Origin of the sequence: Kribbella pittospori, assembly GCF_004331465.1 — a bacterium.
GTDB lineage: Bacteria > Actinomycetota > Actinomycetes > Propionibacteriales > Kribbellaceae > Kribbella > Kribbella pittospori.
In genome coordinates, this window is sequence record NZ_SJKB01000003.1 from 361,496 (window position 1) to 381,221 (window position 19,726).

Below are 19,726 nucleotides of genomic sequence, written 5' to 3' on the forward strand. Positions count from 1 at the left end.
CGGCCGAAGTCGGCGCCGATCTTGTGTGCGATACGACGAAGAGCCGACCTGGACCCACCGGCTGCACTGGGCTGCGAGGTCCGGACGACGACACGGAGGTCGGGAATGGCGAGCACACCCTCGAGACGGACGCTCCTGACGGCGTCACTGGCCGGCGTCGCCGCAGCGAGTCTGACGTCGACCGCCGAGGCAACGCCGGGGTCTGCCCGGCAGATCGACGACATCGTGGCGGCGATCACGCCGCCCGGAGTCGGCATCACCGTTGCGGTGAGCAAGCATGGCCGCACGGTCTTCACGAAGGGTTACGGCCTGCGCGACCGTGGCAGGCCCGACGTGTTCACCGGCGAGGACTTCTTCAAGGTCGAGCAGCTGGACGACCGGCTCCACCTGTCCCGGGGTCGACGCCCGGCGACCGGCGACACGATCTACAACCTCGGCTCGATCAGCAAGGGTTTCACCTCGGCCGCCGTACTGCGGCTGCACGAACGCGGCAAGCTGTCCGTCTACGATCCCCTCGGCAAGTACTTGCCCGAGTTTCCGCGCGCGGCCGCGATCACGCTGCTCCAACTGCTGCAGCAGGTCAGCGGCATCATCGACTACAACCAGTTCCCGCTGTTCCAGCCGGCGTACGACGCCTTTGTCGCGAGCGACGAGCGGGATCACTCGGAGGTGGTGGCGAAACTGCAGACCCTGCCGCTACAGTTTCCGGCGGGATCGCAGTACGCCTACAGCAACACCAACTACCTTCTGCTCGGGCTGGTCGTGCAGAAAGTGACCCGGATGACGCTGGGGGAGTACCTCGCGCAGTCGTTCTTCCGGCCACTGCGGATGCGCGACACCAGGCAGAGCTACCCGGCGCTGGGTAGCCGGGATGTTGCCCTCGGCTACTACGCCGAGGCGGACGGCGTACGCCGGGCGTATCAGTGGAACCTGCCGTGGATGCTGGGAGCGGGTGGGATCACCGGGACCGCGGAAGACCTCGCCCGATGGGATGCGGCGTTGCTGCGGCCGGGGTTGTTCCGGGCCGAGACGCTTCAGCTGATGTTCACGCCGATTCTCGGCAGCTATGCCTGTGGCTGGGTCGCGCAGACGCACGAGGGCAGACCGCTCATCTGGCACAACGGCACTGTCGGCGGCTTCCACGCGATGCATGCCTTGTTCCCCGACGACGGGATCGCGGTGGTGCTGCTCGGGAACGACCAGACGACGCAGGCCCAGCTCGACCCGAGTGCGACCGCCGTGTTCGACGCGATCACCGCGGCGCGGTAGGCCGACGTGCTGACCTACACCATCCGCCGGTTGCTGGTCTCGATCCCGGTGATCATCGCGTCGACGTTCATCGTGTTCCTGCTCGTCACGCTGTCCGGGGATCCGCTGGCGAACCTGAAGGGACGCAACCCACCACCGTCGCCGCAGGTCGTCGCGGTCGAGGCGGAGCGCCTGCATCTGGACCAGCCGATCCTGCAGCGCTACTGGACCTGGATCACCGGGGTGGTGCACGGCGACTTCGGGCCGTCGGTCCGCACCAACGTCGACATCGGCCACGAGATCGTCACCCGGTTCGGCGTCACGCTGCGGCTGATCGCGGTCGCCGTCGTTCTCGCGCTGCTGCTGGCGGTGTTCGTCGGCGTGGTCAGCGCGGTCAAGCAGTACTCCGGGATCGACTACGGCTTCACCTTCGCCGCGTTCCTGTTCCTGTCGATGCCGTCGTTCTGGTTCGCGGTGCTGCTCAAGCAGGGCGGGATCTCGCTGAACAACCTGCTCGGCGGGCAGGTCGTCTCCACGATCGGAGAGAGATCGGTCATCGTTGAGGGTGGGACGTGGGCTCATCTCACCGATGCAGCCGGCCACCTGGTGCTGCCGACCATCTCGCTGGCGCTGATCTCGTTCGGTGCGTGGAGCCGCTTCCAGCGGGCCTCGATGCTCGACGTACTGAACAGCGACTACGTCCTGTTCGCCCGGGCGAAAGGGCTGTCGCGGCGCCGGGTGGTGATCAAACACGCGCTGCGGACCGCACTGATCCCGATGGTGACGATCACCGCGCTCGACTTCGCCGCCCTGATCTCGGGGGCGGTGATCACCGAGACCGTGTTCCAGTGGCGTGGACTCGGCGACTTCCTGGTCAGCTCGGTGAACGAGCGCGACGCGTACGCCGTACTCGCGTGGCTGCTCGTGGTCGCGGTCGCCGTCATCGTCTTCAACCTGATCGCCGACCTGCTGTACGCCCTCCTCGACCCACGGATCCGCTATGAGTGAGCATCTCTCGACCGTCGCCGCACCCACGACCCGGCCGGTCAGCACCGTCAGGCAGCGCAGCCAGCGCGAGTTGGTCCTGCGCCGATTCCTCCGGCACAAGGCGGCCGTGATCAGTCTGGTCCTGTTCATCGCGATCGTGCTGCTGGCCTTCGTGGGTGGCGCGGTCTGGCGCTACGGGTACGCCGACATCACGCCGGCCGCCTCAGTACCACCGTCGGCCCAGCATCCGTTCGGCACCGACAATCTGGGTCACGACACGTTCGCGCAAGTACTACGAGGCACCCAACGATCGATCGAGATCGCGCTGCTGATCGCTTTGCTGGCTGGGCTGTTCGGCACACTGTGGGGTGCCTTCTCCGGCTACTACCGCGGTCTGACCGACAGCATCATGATGCGTATCGCCGATCTGGTCCTGACTCTGCCATTGCTGGCAGTCGCCGCCGTACTGACCCGGGCGACGTCGGGCTCGTGGTGGTTCGTCGCACTGGTGATCGCCGCGTTGCAGTGGGCGTACGTCTCTCGGGTGGTGCGCGGCGTGGTCCTGTCGCTGCGGGAGAAGGAGTACGTCGAGGCCAGCCGGGCGCTCGGGGCGACCGACCGCTGGATCATCTTCCGGCATCTCATCCCGAATGCGCTCGGCCCGATCATCGTCAACGTCACGATCCTGGTCGCCGCGGCGATCCTGGTCGAGACGGCGCTGTCGTTCCTCGGGCTCGGCGTTCAGCCGCCGGACACCTCGCTCGGCCTGCTGGTCAGTGAGGCCGACACCGCGGTGAGCACGCGGCCGTGGCTGTTCTACTTCCCGGGCGCGTTCATCGTGCTGATCGCGCTCACCATCAACTTCATCGGCGACGGACTGCGGGACGCGTTCGATCCGACCCAGCGGAAGGTGCGCCCGTGAGGGACTCAGAGACTGTGCTCGAGGTCGAGGACCTCACCGTGTCGTTCCCGACCGAGGACGGCCTGGTCCGCGCGGTCCGCGGTGTCAGCTACGAATTGCGCCGCGGCGAGGTGCTCGGCATCGTCGGAGAGTCCGGTTCGGGCAAATCGGTCACCTCGATGGCAGTGATGGGCCTGCTGCCGGCGTCGGCCCGCGTCGGCGGCTCGGTCCGGTACCGCGGGCAGGAGCTGATCGGTTCCCCGGACAAGGAGTTGCAACGGATCCGCGGCGGCCGGATCGCGATGGTGTTCCAGGACCCGATGACGTCGCTGAACCCGGTCTACCCGGTCGGCGACCAGATCGCCGAGGCCGTCCGTGCGCACAACGACGTGAGCGCGGCGGCTGCGCGCGAACGGGCCGTCGACCTGCTCGCGGCGATGCAGATCCCGCGCCCACGGGAGCGGGCCCGGGACTTCCCGCACGAGTTCTCCGGTGGGATGCGGCAGCGGGTGGTGATCGCGACCGCGATGGCGAACGACCCGGACGTGATCATCGCCGACGAACCGACCACGGCTCTCGACGTCACCGTGCAAGCCCAAGTCCTGCAGGCGCTGGAGACCGCCCGGGCCGCCACCGACGCAGCGATGGTCCTGATCACCCACGACCTCGGCGTCGTCGCCGGATCGGCCGACCGCGTCCTGGTGATGTACGCCGGACGCCCGGTGGAGCTGGGTGGTGTCGACGACATCTACTACGCGCCACGGATGCCGTACACGCTCGGACTGATCGGCAGCCTGCCTCGACTGGACGGCCGGTCGGAACGCCTGGTCCCGATCACAGGTGCACCGCCGTCGCTGCTCGATCTACCGCCGGGCTGCCCGTTCGCGCCGCGATGCCCGATGCGGGCGGAGATCTGTGACGCCGACGAGCCGGACCTCCTCGCGATCGGCGCAACGGATCATCTCGCAGCGTGCCACTTCTCTGCCGATCTCGAAGGAAGGCGACCGGAGGACGTGTTCGCTCAGACGTCAATGGACAGTGCGAGAGGAACCCGATGAGCGAGCAGCCGCTGCTGTCCGTGCAGAACCTGGTCAAGCACTATCCGGTCCGGAGCAAGGGAGTGCTCCGCCGGCGCAACGGCGACGTACACGCCGTCTGCGACATCTCGTTCGACCTGCATCGCGGTGAGACGTTGGGCTTGGTCGGTGAGTCGGGCTGTGGCAAGTCGACCACCGGGCGCGCCGTACTCAACCTGCAGCCCGCGACGGCGGGCAAGGTGGTGTTCGACGGTGAGGACCTCGGGGCGGTCGGCTCGGCCCGGATGCGCAAGCTCCGGCAACGGCTGCAGATCGTGTTCCAGGACCCGTACGCCTCGCTCGATCCGCGGATGACGGTGACCGACGCGATCGCCGAACCGCTGCGCATCCACGGCCGGTACGACGACGAGGGGCCGGCGCGTGTACGCGAGCTGCTCGCAACGGTCGGGCTGAATCCTGAGCACGGCAACCGGTACCCGCACGAGTTCTCTGGTGGCCAACGGCAACGAGTCGGCATCGCGCGAGCCCTTGCCCTGCGCCCAGATCTGCTCGTTCTCGACGAGCCGGTCTCGGCCCTGGACGTGTCGATCCAGGCGGGCGTGGTGAACCTGCTCGAGGACCTGCAGCAGGAGCTCGGGCTGGCGTACTTGTTCGTCGCCCATGACCTGTCGGTGGTGCGGCACATCGCCGACCGGGTCGCGGTGATGTACCTCGGCCAGATCGTCGAGATCGGCAACCGGGACGAGCTGTTCGACCGTCCGGCCCACCCGTACACGCAGGCGCTGATCTCCGCGATCCCGCTACCGGATCCGCGGCGCGAGCGGATCCGGGCCCGGGAGCGGATCGTGATCAGCGGTGACGTGCCCAACCCGGTGAGTCCGCCGAGCGGTTGCCGGTTCCGCACGCGTTGCCCGAAGTTCGCCGTACTGACTGAGACCGAGCAGCGCCTGTGTGTCGAGGAGACGCCGGAGCTGACCGATCGTGGTCAGGGGCATCCGGCGGCGTGCCACTACGCCGAGGTGCTCACCGTGGTGTAGCCAGCGCCCGGAGCGGATCGGCGAGCTTTCTGGCCAGCTCAGGATCAGCGGCCTCGATCTCGGGCAGGAGTGCGTCGATCGAGACGCGCAAGGCCCGGGTCAGCTCGCCGGTGTCGAGGCAGCGCACAAGTGTGCCCTCGACCGGCTTGGTGATTGCCTCCGGCAACAGGTGGAAGCCGCGGCCTTGCGAGGTCGGTACGCCGTGGCGGAGGCACATCAGTGCGAGCAGGTGATCGCGGAGTCCACTGATCATGTATTCGGCCTGCCAGTCCTTGCCGCGGGCAACGCTGGAGCGGGCGTGCAGTGCGTACAGCCAGGCCATCCCGATCAGGTCCTTCGCCGCGGCCTCGGCGAACGGCTGCTGCTCGCTCGCCTCGCCGAACAGCAGCTCGAACGTCGGACCGAGCGCGCCGAACTCGTCCGCAGGCGCGAACGCGATGTCCACCTGAAGAGTGTTCCGCAGCAGGAAGACACGGTAGACCGTCCCGCGCACCCGCATGTCCATGTGGTCGACGCAGCCGTGGTCTCCGTACATCCGGCCGGTCCAGTCGTCGAGTACGGCGGCCTGATCGGCTCCGTCCGCGAGGCCGAAGGCGAGGTCGATGTCCGACCACTCGTCCTCGGCCCCGGCGGCCGCCGACCCGGTCAGTGCCGCACCGGCGATCCGGTCGTCGTGCTCAGCTGCTTCGATCAGCCGGTTCCGCAACCGCAGGCGTTCCTCCACTGTGAACATCCGCCAAACCTAACTTGGGCAGAGCAGCCTCGTTCACGAAGGCGTCGCGGGGGCGTTGGACCGACGCCAGCGAGACGATGTCGCGGCCATGGATCGCGGCGGCGAGCCAGACCGACAGCACCCGCATCTTGCGGTCCCAGGTCGGCACGGCCAGGACGTGGTAGCCGCGGTGCATGAGCCAGGCAAGGAAGCCCCTGACCACGATCCAGTGGAACTGGAAGATCCCGGTGCCCAAGCCCAGGGTCGCGACGGCTCCGAGCGTGTGATGGATGTACTTCTTCGGTTCGCGGCCACGCAGCGACGCCAGCAGGTTCTTCGCCAGCCGCTTCCCCTGCCGTACGGCGTTCTGCGCGTTGGGCACCGTGAACGCGCCGGGGACCGGGGAGGCCAGGTCGGGCACGGCGGCATCGTCGCCGGCGGCCCAGGCGTCCGGGACCACCTGGGTCTCGGTGCCGACCCGCAGGTCGGCGCGCGTCTGGATCAGACCACGATCCGTCACCGGCAGGTCGGTGTGGCCGCGCACCAGCCGGGTCGCGGCGTTGCCCGCCGTCCAGACGAGCAACTCCGTGTCGTACTCCGTTCCGTCCGACAGGATCACCTGGCCGTCCTCGGCCGACACGAGTGTGGTGTCGAGGTGGAGGTGGGCGCCACGCCGTTCGAGCAGCGAACGCACCCACTTCCTCGGGCCGTCGGTGACCTCGGGCAGGATCCGCTGGGTCGCCTCGACCAGGTGGAAGGCCAGATCGTCGCGGCTCAGCTCCGGGTACTTCTTGAGCAAGGCGTTGGCCAGCGACAGGAGCTCCCCGAAGCCCTCGACCCCGGCGAAGCCGCCGCCCACGAACGTCACGGTCAGAAGGCGCCGCCGCTCCGGCCCGGGCGGGAGCACGGACGCCTCGTCGAAGGCGGTGAGCAGACGGTCGCGAATCGCGACGGCCTCCTCCACATGCTTCATGCCGATCGCGCGGTCGGAGACCCCGGGCAGGTCGAACGTCCGGGTGACCGCACCGGCCGTCACCGCGATGATGTCGTACTCGAGCTCGTACTCGGATCCCTTGACCGGCTGGATCGTCACCGTGCGCCGGCCGTGCTCGACCTTCGTCACCGAGCCCGCGATGAGCTTGGTGTGATGCAGGTTCCGCCGCAGCGAGATCGCCGCGTGCCGCGCCTCCACCGACCCGGACAACACCTCGGGCAGGAACGGCTGGTACGTCATGTACGGCCGCGGATCGATCACGATCACCTCGGCCTCACCACGCCGCAGCTTCTTCTCCAACTTCCACGCCGCGTAGAAGCCGGCATACCCACCACCGACCACAACGATCCTGCGCACCGATTGTCTCCTTAGTAGTCCTCACCAACTACGACAGAGCAGCCCCCCGATTTGTGACATGGAGGTGACTAGCCGGTCAACGGATCGGCGGCTGGGCGGAGTTGGCGGCGGGAAGTGATGCCTAGTTTGGTGAAGACCTTGCGGAGGTGCCATTCGACGGTGTGCTGGCTGAGGAAGAGTTTGGCGCCGATCTCGGCGTTGGTGAGGCCGGTGCCGGCCAGTTCGGCGATGTGGGCTTCCTGCGGGGTCAGGCCGTCGGCGGCGCGGCGCGTCACGCCGTTGACGACCTCGCCGGTGGCCGCGAGCTCCGCGCGTGCTCGCTCGACGAAGGCGTCGGCGCCGGCCGCGGTGAACATCTCGTACGCCGTGCGGAGGTGGGTGCGAGCGTCCTGGCGACGGCCCTCCCGGCGCAGCCATTCGCCGTACAGCAGATGGGTCCGGGCGAGGTCCACCCGGGCACGGCTCCGGCCGAGGAGCGCGATGGCCTCCTCATAGTCGGCCTCCGGATCAGCCGCCATCACCGCGCGCGAGCGGGCGAGCAGACCGAGGGCCCAGTTGGTGCCGCTGGCTCGCGCCATCTCGGACAGCCGGCCGAAGGCGTCCGAAGCGAGGTCTGCCCGGTCGCACCGAGTGGCGGATTCCACCAGCTCCGACAGAGCCCAGTTGGCGATGCCGAGGTCTTTCGGATCCTCGGTGGCGGCCTGTGCGAACTCGAGCGCCTCCGGGTAGCGGGCGAGTCCGTTCATCAGGAACGAACCGACCCACTGCGTGAAGGACATCCCGCCGCCTTCGCCGCGCGCCCTCACATCCTCCAGACTCGCCGCGATCAGCGGGGTGGCCTTGGCCACATCGCCCCGCCAGACCGTCAGGCCGAGCGTGCCGTACGGCGCCAGGCCGAGCCCGGTCGCGTCGGAGATCGTCCGGATCTCGGCCACGAGCGACGTGGCCGCAGCGAACTCCCCGGCGAACAGATGCAGGAACACCCGCGAGTTCAGCACCAGCGGGAGCCCGGCGAGATCGCCGAACTCGCGGGCGATCCGGATGTGCCGGGCGGTCAGCACATCCCAGTACTCGTCGTCCCAGAGAACCACCGCATAACGTGCGGCCAGCCACAGCCAGCGCAGATCGTCCGGCTGGGCGCGTTGCTCGTCGGCGAACGCCCGGAGCGCCTCCCGAGCCAACGGGACCGCCGCCGCGTACCCGTCGGTGTACATGACCGCCTCGGTCTCCAGCAGCAGGTCGTGCTTCCGGCGGGTCGTCGGCGGTGGTGCTGTGCGAGCGGCCTGCGACACATCGGTCTGGACGGAGCCCGGGGCGAGGCGGCCCGCGAACATCGCAGCCATCATCGCGTCGAGGTAGGTGTCGCGGGCGAGATCGGCGTCCAGCGGCTCGATCCGCTGGGCCGCGTCGAGCAGCAGATGGACCGAGTCCGCAGTGTGACCGGAGGCGAACCCGATCTGTGCCCGGAGCAGGTTCACCTGAGCAGAGTGGAGCGCGCTGACCGAGACTTCGTCAGCGGTGACGAGCAGCTTCAGCGCCGTCTCGAACGCGCCCGCCCCGAGGGTGACCTGCGCCGCGGTGACGGCGCGTTGCGCGCGCAGGGCCGGATCCGGGGTCAGCTCGGTCGCTCGCTGCAGGAACGCGGCCGTGGCCGCGACACCGCCGCGGCGCTGCGCCCGGTCGGCGGAGCTGATGAGTTCAGCGGCGATGTCCTCGTCCGGCCCGTCCGCTCCGTTGGCGCGGTGCCAGGCGCGCCGGTCGGGATCGTAGCCAGGGTCGATCGCCCCGGCGATGGCCTGATGGACCTCGCGACGATCGGCCGAGGTCGCCGCCCGGTATGACGCCGATCGCACCAACGGATGCCGGAACCGCACCCGGCGACCGATCTCGAACAGCCCAGCCGTCTCAGCCGGCCCAGCAGCACTCACTGGGATCCCGAGGATCCCGAGCGCCCGGAGCAACAGCGGTACGTCGCCAACCGGCTCGGCTGCCGCGGTGAGGAGCAGCTTCTGCGTCTCCGGCGGAAGCGCCCGCAGTCGCTGTGCGAAGTTCTGCTCGATCTGACTCGCGAGCGGCCGGGCATCCGGACGCTCGAAGCCACCGGCCAGCTCGGCAGCCGACAATCCGTGAGGCAGCTCCAACAGCGCCAGCGGGTTGCCGCGGGTCTCGGCCACGATCCGGTCCCGGACATGCTCGTCGAGCCGCCCCGGCACCACGGAGTCGAGGAGCGCGCTCGCATCAGGGTCCGACAACCGCCCGACGATCAACTCCGGGAGCCCGCGCCATTCAGGACCGGTCACAGGCTCGCGTACGGCGAACACCAGCCCGATGCGATCCGCGAACAGGCGGCGAGCGACGAACGTGAGCGCTTGCGCCGAGGCTTGGTCGAGCCACTGTGCGTCGTCGATCACGCACAGGAGTGGCTTCTGGTCGGAGGCCTCGGCCAGCAGACTCAGCGCCGCCGCGCCGACCAGAAACCGGTCCGGTGGGCCACCTGCCTCGAGGCCGAACGCGACGGCGAGCGCCTCGCGCTGCGGGCGGGGCAGCTGATCGACGTGGTCCAGCAGCGGCAGGCACAACTGGTGCAGACCGGCGAACGGAAGCTCCATCTCGGCCTCGACGCCCGCAGCCCGGGCAACCCGGCACTCGCCGGCGTGGCCGGCCAGATAGTCGAGCAGTGCGGACTTCCCGATACCCGCCTCGCCCCGGACGACCAGGACTTGGCCCTGACCGGAACGCACTCCGGCCGCCACTCGATCCAGTTGGGCACACTCAGCCCGCCGCCCGCGCAGCTCCTGAGCCGCCCCGCCGATCGTCACGAATCACCACCCCTCACCTGAGGCTAGTGCCCTTCGCCGATCGACGACAGCGAACCCCTTGGATGTCTCAGATCCGCGATCTGCTAGGGGTTTGGCATCAACTTGCCTGCGCAGCGAGGTCCGCGGTGAGGAGTCGTTCGAGGCCGGCCAGCTCGCCGGCGACGGACGCCAACGCCAAGGCGCGACGGAGCCGATCGTGTGCCGCCGGGGTGACCGGATGGCGCCGGTCCGACGACAGCCGGTCGCGGGCGCGCTTCACGAGCTGCCGCGCGTTCGGCGCTCCGATGTGCAGCGTCTCGGCGATCTCGCGGTACGGGTACTCGAAGCCTTCCCGGAGTACATAGGTGGCGCGTTCCGCGGGTGACAGTCGTTCCAGCAGGAGTCGTACGGCGTGGTCGACGGCCTCTCGGCGTTCGATCACCGCGTGGGGATCGACACCGCCCTCCGCGGTCTCCTCGGACAGCCACGGGGCGACGTAGGTCTCGTGCCGGTGCCGGGCGGACTGGACGACGTTGAGGGCGAGCCGGCAGGTCGCGGTGGCGAGGAACGCAGCGGGGTCGGCGACCGCGGCCCGGTCGGTGCGCTGCCAGCGCAGCCAGACGTCCTGCACGAGGTCCTCGGCCTCGTGCACGTTGCCGACGATCCGGTACGCGATCCGGAACAGGCGTGGGCGGAGCCGGACGAAGTCCGACACCGCTTGATCGAGAGTGGCGGTCTGCGTACTCACGTCGGGGGGCTCCTTCAGTCGTCGCTGGGGGCTTGCGAAGGACTCCTGACACCGTCCCCGAAGGACCGTGGCCGGCGCGCCCTGGAAGTCCGTGGTCAAGTCCGTGGTCTCCCTGGGGTGTCACAGGCGCGACCGCTGTGCGGTCATAGGAGTGCCGACCGGTTCCGTGAGCCCAGGAGCGTGAGATGAAGCCGACGATCGAGACCGACCGACTGGTGATCAGGCCGTGGCGCGACGCCGACGTGCCGGACGCGTTGGTCATCTACGGCGACGAACAGGTGACCCGCTGGTTGACACCGGCCATGAGCCGGATTCCGGACGAGCCGACCATGCGGGAGGTCCTGCACGACTGGGCGGCCCAGGACGTGGCGCCGGCCAGTCACTGGGCGGTCGAACTGCGTGAGTCCGGGCGAGTCATCGGCGGAGTGGCTCTGCTCCGGCTGGAGCCGTGGCAGGACCTCGAGGTCGGCTGGCAGCTCGCCCGTACGGCGTGGGGTCACGGCTACGCCTTTGAGGCAGGGGAGGCGGTGGCCCGCTGGTCGATGCACAAGGCGGACGTCGAGGAGCTGTTCGCCCTGGTCAACCCGAAGAACGCCCGCGCCGCGGCCACGGCTGAGCGGATCGGGATGGAGCCGATCGGGGAGACGGACCAGTACCACCACCAGCGGCTGAGTCTGTACCGCCTCCGCCACGACGATCTCGCCTACCGCGACGACGACTCCTCGGCGGTGTGACTGAGTAGACAGTCACAGATCGGTGTCCCGCGTGGTCCTAGCTGGTGAGACCACCGCCTGCAACGCGAGGAGATTGCGATGAGTACCACCGAACAGCAGATCGCCACGTCCGTCCTGGTGATCGGATCCGGTGGTGGCGGTCTGCGGGCCGCGATCGAGCTGGCCGAGCAAGGCGTCGAGGTCCTCGTCCTCGGCAAGCGCCCACGGTCGGACGCCCACACCTCGCTGGCCGCCGGCGGGATCAACGCGGCACTGGCCACGATGGACCCGGAAGACACCTGGCAGCAGCACGCGGCCGACACGCTGCAGGAGAGCTATCTGCTGGCGAACCCGATCACGGTGCAGATCGTCACGGAGGGTGCGGCCCGTGGCATCGAGGACCTCGAGCGGTACGGCATGCCGTTCGCCCGCGAGGCCGACGGCCGGATCTCGCAGCGGTTCTTCGGCGCCCACACGTACCGGCGGACCGCGTTCGCCGGCGACTACACCGGCCTGGAGATCCAGCGGACCCTGGTCAATCGCGCGGTCCAGCTCGGCGTCCCGATCCTCGACACCGTCTACGTCACCCGCATCCTGGTCCGTGACAACACCGTCTTCGGCGCCTACGGGTTCGACCTCACCACTGGTCGGCGCTACGTCATCCACGCGGACGCGGTCATCCTCGCCGCGGGCGGTCACACCCGCATCTGGCGGCGTACGTCGTCCCGTCGCGACGAGAACACCGGTGACTCGTTCCGCCTGGCGGTCCTTGCCGGAGGCAAGATCCGTGACCCCGAGCTCGTCCAGTTCCACCCGTCCGGCCTGCTCGAGCCCGAGAACGCCGCCGGCACGCTCGTTTCCGAGGCGGCCCGGGGCGAGGGCGGTCAGCTGCGGAACGCACTGGGCGAGCGGTTCATGGCGCGCTACGACGCCGAGCGGATGGAGCTGTCGACCCGGGATCGAGTCGCACTGGCGGCGTACACGGAGATCAAGGAAGGCCGCGGTACGCCGAACGGCGGGGTGTGGCTCGACGTGTCGCACCTGCCGCGGGAGACGATCATGCGGCGGCTGCCGCGGGTCTACCAGACGCTGCTCGAGCTCCAGATGCTCGACATCACCAAGCAGCCGATCGAGATCGCACCGACCGCGCACTACTCAATGGGTGGCGTGTGGGTCCGCCCGGAGGACCACGGCACCGGTGTCGACGGGCTCTACGCGATCGGTGAAGCGGCCAGTGGTCTGCATGGCGCGAACCGGCTGGGCGGTAACTCACTGATCGAGTTGCTGGTGTTCGGTCGGATCGTGGCCGAGGAAGCGGCGAAGTACTCGATCGGCCGGCAGTCCCAGGAGCGGTCCGCGGAGGCGGTCGCCGAAGCGCGGGCCGAGGTGGACGGGCTGCTGGCGAGCGACGGTTCGGAGAACGTGCGGGCGCTGCAGCGGGCGCTCCGCGACACGATGACCACGCGCGCCGGTGTCGTGCGCGACGAGGCCGGACTGCAGGCGGGGGTGTCGGAGCTGACGGACCTCGAGGACCGGATGACGCGGATCGGCGTACATCCCGACATCGCCGGCTACCAGGACCTGGCGCACGCGTTCGACCTGAAGTCCTCGGCGCTGGCCGCACGGGCGACCCTCGACGCGGCGCTCGAACGGCGTGAGTCCCGCGGCTGCCACAACCGGTCCGACTACCCGCACCTGGACGAGTCGCTGCAGGTCAACCTGGTGTGGTCCGGGCCGGGAGCGGTGGAGCGTGAGGCGATCCCACCGATCCCGGACGAGCTCCGCAAGCTGATGCGCGACGACATCTCGACCGAGGGCAAGCTGGTCGAGTGACCCGTACACCGGCCCGGCGCTGGGTAGAGCGCCGGGCCGGTCCGGCTACTGGCCCTGGGTGAGGGCGTCGGCGAACTTCTTCCCGTCCTGGATCATCTGCGCATCGGTGCGCGGGCGCTTGGTCGCCGACGTCCAGGCGGTGCCGACCATCACGACGATCTTGCCGTTGGTGACGGCGCAGTCCCGGGCCCGTTCGTCCGAGCTGTAACAGGAGCCGCCGGCAACCTCCTCGATCGGTGCCTTCACCCCGAGGAACGCTTCGTCGAGTTCGGCGAGCGGCCCGTACGCCGTCACCGTGTACAGGTAAGAGCCCGGCGTACCGCGGGACGCAGGCGGCTTGTTGGCGTAGAACTCCGCGGTGACCCACTTGTACTTCTTCGCGCGGGTGTCGTGCCAGGACGGTGCGGACTCGACCGCGTAATACCCACCGGGTAGCGTCTTCGGCCAGCTGATCTGGGCGATGTCGGGGGCGGACGAACCGCTTCCGCTGCCGATGCCGTCCTTGAGTCCGACGGCGTCGAGGACGTTGTTGCGGAAGTCCTTGTCGATGACGAGGAAGAAGGCCAGGAGCGCGATCACCAGGACCAGGATCCCCACCACCCGCTGCCCGGCCGACGGCTTCTTCTTCGGCGGCTGACCAGGCGGCGGCTGCTGCTGGAACCCCGGCGGCTGCTGCTGGAACCCCGGCTGCTGGAAGCCTGGCTGCTGGAACCCCGGCTGCTGGAAGGCCTGCGGTTGCTGGAAGCCCGGCTGCTGCGGGTATCCCGGCTGGGGCTGATATCCCGGTTGGTAGCCGGGCGGGGGATAGCCACCCTCTGGGGGCTGAGACATGAACGACAGAACCTTTCGTCGGCAGCTCGATCCCCCCGGCGGAGATCCTAGAGGATCCGGCCTAGACCGCGGGATCAGGCTCGCCTGACCGGTAGTGGTCGATTTCGTTGACGGCGGGTTGCCGGTCGCGATGGGGTGAACGGACCGAGACAACCGAGTGCGGAGGCCGGTCCTGTGGCGACGATGGACGACGTACGAAGGCAGTTCCGGACCCCGCCCGCGCAGGGGCGGCCGATGGTGCGCTGGTGGTGGTTCGGGCCAGCGGTGGAGCGCGGTGAGCTCGAGCGACAGTTGCGGGCGATGGCGGCGGCCGGTCTGGGTGGGGCCGAGGTCGCGTTCGTCTATCCGATGGGGCCGGTCGAGACGCCGTTCGGATCGGACGAGCTCTTGGAACTTGTCGGGTACGCCGCTCGGACGGCGCGTGAACTGGGTCTGCGGTTCGACGTGACGCTGGGCAGTGGCTGGTCGTTCGGTGGCGGGCACATCGGACCGGAACACGCGGCGCGCCGCCTCAGCTGGGATCGACGTGAGATCGGTGCCGAGGCGTACGACGTACCCGTGGTGGCTGCATGGCCCGGCGACGAGGTGGTGGCGGCCTTCGTGGGCGAGGGATCGGCCGGCGTACCGTCGTCGTACGTCGAGGTTGCTGTGAGCAACGGGATGATCCGGGTACCGGCCGGGCGCGGACCACGTGAGGTGCTGATCGCGTCGTCGCGGCTGACCGGGCAGAACGTGAAGCGGGCAGCGGCCGGGGCGGAGGGGCCGGTGCTCGATCACTACTCGGCTGCTGCGGCGGCGGAGCACATCACGTGCGTGGCCGAGCCATTGTTGCTGGCGGCAACGCCGGAGCTGCTCGGGTCGGTGTTCTGTGACAGCTTGGAGGTGTACCAGGCCGACTGGACGCCTCGGTTGTTCGAGGAGTTCTCGCGGCGGCGTGGGTACGAGCTGCGTCCGCGGCTGTACGAGTTGCTCGTTGACACGGCTGAGTCCGCGCAGGTACGGATCGACTTCCGGCGGACGTTGTCGGAGTTGTACGAGGAGAACTTCGTCGCGGTCTTCCAGCGGTGGGCGGCGGGACACGGCGTACCGTTCCGGATCCAGAGTTACGGCGAGCCGCCGGCGACGATGAGCAGTTATCGCTTCGCGGACCTGTTCGAGGGTGAGGGGTGGGGGTGGACGAGGCTGCCGGAGACTCGGTGGGCGTCGTCGGCCGCGAACCTCTACGGGCGGTCGGTCGTGTCGGCCGAGGCGTGGACGTGGGTGCACTCGCCGTCGTTCCGGGCGACTCCGCTCGATCTGAAGGGCGAGGCGCATGAGCACTTCCTGTCGGGCGTCAACCAGCTGATCGGTCATGGCTGGCCGTATTCGCCATCGAGTGCGCCTGGAGTCGGCTGGATCTTCTACGCTTCCGGTGCGCTGGACGACCGCAACCCTTGGTGGCCGGTTGCGGGAGATCTCTTCGGATATCTGCATCGGTTGTCCTGGCTGCTGCAGCAGGGGACGCCGGTGCGTCCGGTGAAGGTCTACGTGCCTGCTGCTGAGGCGTACGCCGATGGGTCGTTGAACTTGTATCGCACGGCGCGACGGTTGATCGGCGACGAGATCCCGCGCACGATTCGCGAGTCCGGGCTGGACTTCGACCTGGTCGATGACGATGCACTCGAGTTGGTCGATCCTGGGCTGCTCGACCTGGGTCTGGTCGTCGTACCTGAGGGGTCGACGTTCGCTGGGGGAGTCGCGGTCGGTGAGCTCGCGGAGCGTTTGGCGCAGGTGCCTGGGCCGAGGGTGAGCCCTCGGGACGACATCGGTGTGGTGCATCGGCGGCTCGACGACGGGGACGTCTACTTCCTGGCAAACACCAGCAACCAGACGCGGACCTTCCACTTCGATGTCCCCGACGCCACAACCTCCTTCGAACAATGGGATGCGGGCACCGGCAGGACCTCGCTGCACCGCCGCTCACCCGACGGCATCTCGCTGACCCTTCACCCCTACGAAGCAACCATCCTCGTCCCCACCGACGAAGCGCCGCCCGATCTGACGACCGAGAAGGTGACCCGGGCAACGATCCAGACATCCTGGCAGGTCAGCTTCAACAACTCCCCGTCGTCGGTCGAGCTGCCGCATCGATGGGAGGACGATCCCGAACGGGCGGCGTATTCAGGGGCGGCGTCGTACCAGACTGAGCTCGAGTTGCCGGAGCTCGATCCCAAGACGCGGGTCCTGCTCGACTTCGGCACCGGCGAACCAGCGCCTGCTGACACCGAGACCTACCTCCCTCCGAACTCCTTCCGCGCGACGCTCGTCCCCCCGATCGGTGTCGCCGCCGAGATCTGGCTCAACGACGTTGCCTGCGGCACCCTCTGGTCCCCGCCGTACCGCGTCGACCTCACCGACGCCGCCGTACCCGGCCGCAACATCCTCCGAATCACCATCCACAACACAGCCGCCAATGCCCTCTCCGCCGACCCCCACCTCCAACCCCTCGTAGAGTCGGTCACCACCGACTACGGCCACCGCTTCGACCTCCAGCACATCTCCCACGCCGCCGACTACCTGAACTCCGGCCTCCTCAGCCCACCCACCCTCCTCCTCACGACACCGGCCTAGGCGGGCGCTCGTTCGTCGCCGCGCCAGTCCGTGTTGAAGCCGCCCAGATGCGGGTGGTACATATCGGCGCCGTCGTGCTGGGTGAACTCGACCTTCAGCCAGACTGCGTCCAGCTCGAACAGCTCCACGCAAGTGTCGATCAGGGACTGCGCCAGCCTGGCGCGGACTTCGTTCGTACGGCCCTTGCGGATGTCGCACATGATCAGACCGGAGGGAGTGGGCGGACCAGACTGGTGGCACCGCCACACTCCCCCCTCGCCGAGGTCGTGGACGGAGACCGTGAGGAGATCCATGCCGACCTGCATGATCTCCGCGTAGCTGACGCCGACTCGCTGCGCCAGCGCCTGTTTGGTGGGTGCGTCGATGGTCAGCGGCAGGTCGATCTGGATCGATGGCATGTGAGTTCCTTCCTTTAGATACTGGTGGTTTCGAGTGCCTGGGCTGCCTGGAACATCAGGTGCTCGTTGCCGGGAGCCGTGACAAGCTGAACGGCGACCGGCAACCCGTCCAGGTGCCCGGCGGGCACGCTGATCGCCGGTACGCCGGCCAGGTTCCACGGACTCGTCAGGGAAAGCAGAGCCGCGCGTACTTCGAGGTCCGCGCCGGCCACGGTGATCCTGCGATCGCCCAACGGCGGCGCGACGGTCGGCACAGTCGGCAACGCCAGTACGTCGTACGCCGTCAACAGTTCGTCGACCGTGGCACGGAACTCGCGGCGAGCCTCGTCGGCTTCGGCGTACTGCGCAGCGGAAATGTCCTTGCCGCGATAGAGCCGGGCAACGACCTCCGGGTCGATGTGGTCCCTGTCATCGTCGAGGTGATCTTGGTGCACCTGGAACGCTTCGCGACCTTGGAGTGTCGAGAAGACCTCGAACAAGTCCTGGTCCTTGGGGAAACCGCGCACAGTCGCCAAGGAGAAGGGCGCACGCGTGACGAGGTCCAGTGTCAACTCGTCGATGCGTGGGTCCGTTATGGCGAGGTCACCGGGTAGGATCCACCCGATGCTGAGTCGCTCGCCGTTGCGTGGCAAGAGCGGCCGGTCGCTGAGTGCGTCGTACCCGATCAGGACGTCCTCGGCGGTTGCCCCGAAGAGGCCGACATGATCCAGCGTCGGCGCCAACGGGTAGACGCCCGTACTGGGGATGGCGTCGTACGCGGGCTTCAGTCCGACGACGCCGCAGAGGGCTGCCGGCACCCGGACCGAGCCGGCAGTGTCCGTGCCCAACGCGAGTGGCACCATGCCGGCCGCCACGGCGACCGCACTTCCACCGCTGCTGCCACCTGACATCCGGCTGGGATCGGTTGGGTTGCGTGAGGCACCGTGAACAGAGCGGTCGCCGGTCGCACCGTAGGCGAACTCGTGCAGCGTGGTCTTTCCGATGATCACGGCACCGGCGTCGCGCAACCGCCGTACGACCTCGGCGTCGGCCTGCGCCGCGGCCCCGGAAGAGGTCGCAGATCCGCACGTGGTGGGCAGCCCGGCCATGTCGATCAGGTCCTTGACCGCGACCGGAATCCCGTGCAGCGGGCCAAGGTCGATGCCCGAGGCAAGTTGTTCGTCCGCCGTCCCTGCGGCCGCCCGTGCGCCGTCGTCGTCGATGAGGGTGAACGCGTTCAGCGTCGGATTCAGCTCGTGGGTACGGCGCAAGGCCGCGTCGGCCAGGTCGATCGCGGACGTCTCGCGATCGCGGAGGGCTCGAGCGAGGTCCGCGATGGTGGGCAGGTGTGCAGTGGTTGAGGTCATGAAATGAATCCCGGGACGAGATCGAGCAGCGGCACCAGCAACGCCGTACAGACGGTCATGGAGGCGACGTTCCCGATGAATGGATGGAAGGTGGCCGGCAGGCGGGCCGAGATGGCGGCCGCGATCGGCGGAGCGATGAGTGCGCCGGCCAGCGCACCCACCACGATGGACTGGGCCGTCCCGCCGAAGGCGAGTACGACGGCCGGCGCCACCGATACGACCGGCACGAAGGTCGGGTAGAAGCCGTGTGCCTCCCAGCGCCGCCGCCAGATGAGTACTCCGGCGAAGGCGGTGAGGATCTGGCTACTGAGGACGGCCAGGAACAGACCCGACCCGTACGCGACTCCGTCCGGGCTGATCAGCTGCGCGACGAGGGCTCCGAGGATCAGGGCCGCGCTCGCCCATTCGTTGCCGAAGAACTGGGCCTCGGAGAAATCGGCCAAGGCGCGGCGAGGAACCCATAGGAGACCTCTGGTCAGGGCGCTGCCCGGCGTGCCCTTGCGCCACGCGCCAGGAGCAGGCATCCAAGGCAGGCCTCGGCACGACCAGAAGGCGAGGATCGCCGCGAGCCACATCCCGGCGGTCGCGCCGACGACAGGCGGGAGATCCCATGGCTTGCAGACGTACTCGACCACGAGGATCGAGGCCGGCGGGGTCAGGAGCGCTCCGAAGGTCGCCGCCGTCAGGGCGACTCGCCACCCCGGACCGTAGAGGACGACCATCGCCGGCGCCACCGAGACCAGCGGCACGAACAATGGCTGCCAGCTACCGGGCGCCAGCGTCCATCCCCACGCGAGGTTCCCCAGCAGCAAGCCGCCGAGCGCGCTGCCGACCGCCCAAGGCCACAGCCCCGAGCCACAGGCCTGGATGAATCCCTGCCAGCGCCGCGACCTCCGATGCGCAAGATGGCCCACAAGCCCGCCGATGAGCAGGAAGGCGCCGGCGGGAGCCACCGCATAGAACTGCGGTTCACTGATCGATCCGGCCAACCAGGAGATCAGCGCCTCCGGATCGGCGTAGTCACCGTCCCACGAATGCGCGGCGGTACCGCGGATGACTTGGGCAACCGTCCAAGCGGCCAATGCGATCAGCAGGACGCAACCCAGTACGGCGGCGGCGTGCGTGATCCAGCGCGTGCGCAGCGGGTTCGTCGTACCGCGGACTGTCGTCATGGCG

Annotated in this window: 16 protein-coding genes; 8 read left to right on the plus strand and 8 right to left on the minus strand. The window is 68.7% G+C overall.

The window, feature by feature from the left end:
• The first annotated feature begins 105 nt into the window (after positions 1-105).
• The 5 genes from E0H73_RS12060 to E0H73_RS12080 are packed head-to-tail and all read left to right on the plus strand — an operon-like array spanning position 106 to position 5,210.
• Positions 106-1,269: a serine hydrolase domain-containing protein gene (locus E0H73_RS12060; protein WP_131353972.1), complete on the plus strand. Its 1,164-nt coding sequence runs from the start codon at positions 106-108 to the stop codon at positions 1,267-1,269.
• 6 nt (positions 1,270-1,275) lie between these two features.
• Complete coding sequence (locus E0H73_RS12065; protein WP_131353974.1) at positions 1,276-2,256, plus strand: ABC transporter permease; 981 nt, start codon at positions 1,276-1,278, stop codon at positions 2,254-2,256.
• On the plus strand, positions 2,249-3,157 hold the full coding sequence (locus tag E0H73_RS12070; protein ID WP_131353976.1) for an ABC transporter permease: 909 nt from the start codon (positions 2,249-2,251) through the stop codon (positions 3,155-3,157). The genes E0H73_RS12065 and E0H73_RS12070 overlap by 8 nt, the downstream gene beginning before the upstream one ends.
• Positions 3,154-4,194, plus strand: coding sequence for an ABC transporter ATP-binding protein (locus tag E0H73_RS12075; RefSeq protein ID WP_131353978.1), 1,041 nt, complete (start codon positions 3,154-3,156; stop codon positions 4,192-4,194). Before E0H73_RS12070 ends, E0H73_RS12075 begins: the two co-directional genes overlap by 4 nt.
• Positions 4,191-5,210, plus strand: coding sequence for an ABC transporter ATP-binding protein (locus E0H73_RS12080; RefSeq protein WP_131353980.1), 1,020 nt, complete (start codon positions 4,191-4,193; stop codon positions 5,208-5,210). Before E0H73_RS12075 ends, E0H73_RS12080 begins: the two co-directional genes overlap by 4 nt.
• Here E0H73_RS12080 and E0H73_RS12085 read toward each other — a convergent pair.
• The 4 genes from E0H73_RS12085 to E0H73_RS12100 form a co-directional block, all read right to left on the minus strand.
• A complete protein-coding gene (locus E0H73_RS12085; protein WP_131353982.1) occupies positions 5,197-5,943 on the minus strand; it encodes a nucleotidyltransferase domain-containing protein in 747 nt (248 codons plus the stop codon). The two genes, E0H73_RS12080 and E0H73_RS12085, sit on opposite strands and share 14 nt — an antisense overlap.
• Complete coding sequence (locus E0H73_RS12090; RefSeq protein WP_131353984.1) at positions 5,888-7,273, minus strand: NAD(P)/FAD-dependent oxidoreductase; 1,386 nt, start codon at positions 7,271-7,273, stop codon at positions 5,888-5,890. The genes E0H73_RS12085 and E0H73_RS12090 overlap by 56 nt, the downstream gene beginning before the upstream one ends.
• Before the next feature lie 68 nt (positions 7,274-7,341).
• Positions 7,342-10,092 carry an ATP-binding protein gene (locus E0H73_RS12095; RefSeq protein WP_238163957.1) on the minus strand — a complete coding sequence of 917 codons (2,751 nt, stop codon included), beginning with the start codon at positions 10,090-10,092 and terminating at the stop codon, positions 7,342-7,344.
• Between the two features lie 97 nt (positions 10,093-10,189).
• On the minus strand, positions 10,190-10,819 hold the full coding sequence (locus E0H73_RS12100) for a sigma-70 family RNA polymerase sigma factor (protein ID WP_165555603.1): 630 nt from the start codon (positions 10,817-10,819) through the stop codon (positions 10,190-10,192).
• 185 nt (positions 10,820-11,004) lie between these two features.
• On the opposite strand from E0H73_RS12100, the gene E0H73_RS12105 reads away from it, so the two are divergent.
• Positions 11,005-11,553, plus strand: coding sequence for a GNAT family N-acetyltransferase (locus E0H73_RS12105; protein ID WP_131353988.1), 549 nt, complete (start codon positions 11,005-11,007; stop codon positions 11,551-11,553).
• A 78-nt stretch (positions 11,554-11,631) separates the two neighbouring features.
• Complete coding sequence (locus E0H73_RS12110; RefSeq protein WP_131353990.1) at positions 11,632-13,365, plus strand: L-aspartate oxidase; 1,734 nt, start codon at positions 11,632-11,634, stop codon at positions 13,363-13,365.
• A gap of 45 nt (positions 13,366-13,410) precedes the next feature.
• Here E0H73_RS12110 and E0H73_RS45815 read toward each other — a convergent pair whose 3' ends face one another.
• The gene (locus tag E0H73_RS45815) at positions 13,411-14,196 is read right to left on the minus strand and encodes a hypothetical protein (protein WP_165555605.1); all 786 of its coding nucleotides are present in this window, start codon (positions 14,194-14,196) and stop codon (positions 13,411-13,413) included.
• Positions 14,197-14,379: 183 nt separating this feature from the next.
• Between E0H73_RS45815 and E0H73_RS12120 the strand changes: the two genes are divergently transcribed.
• Complete coding sequence (locus tag E0H73_RS12120) at positions 14,380-16,806, plus strand: glycosyl hydrolase (protein WP_131353992.1); 2,427 nt, start codon at positions 14,380-14,382, stop codon at positions 16,804-16,806.
• Here the strand turns inward: E0H73_RS12120 and E0H73_RS12125 are convergent.
• The 3 genes from E0H73_RS12125 to E0H73_RS12135 are packed head-to-tail and all read right to left on the minus strand — an operon-like array spanning position 16,803 to position 19,722.
• Positions 16,803-17,204 carry a tautomerase gene (locus tag E0H73_RS12125; protein ID WP_131353994.1) on the minus strand — a complete coding sequence of 134 codons (402 nt, stop codon included), beginning with the start codon at positions 17,202-17,204 and terminating at the stop codon, positions 16,803-16,805. The genes E0H73_RS12120 and E0H73_RS12125 overlap by 4 nt on opposite strands.
• Positions 17,205-17,218: 14 nt before the next feature.
• Positions 17,219-18,550, minus strand: coding sequence for an amidase (locus E0H73_RS12130; RefSeq protein WP_131353996.1), 1,332 nt, complete (start codon positions 18,548-18,550; stop codon positions 17,219-17,221).
• A complete protein-coding gene (locus tag E0H73_RS12135; RefSeq protein WP_131353998.1) occupies positions 18,547-19,722 on the minus strand; it encodes a hypothetical protein in 1,176 nt (391 codons plus the stop codon). Before E0H73_RS12135 ends, E0H73_RS12130 begins: the two co-directional genes overlap by 4 nt.
• Positions 19,723-19,726: the final 4 nt, after the last annotated feature.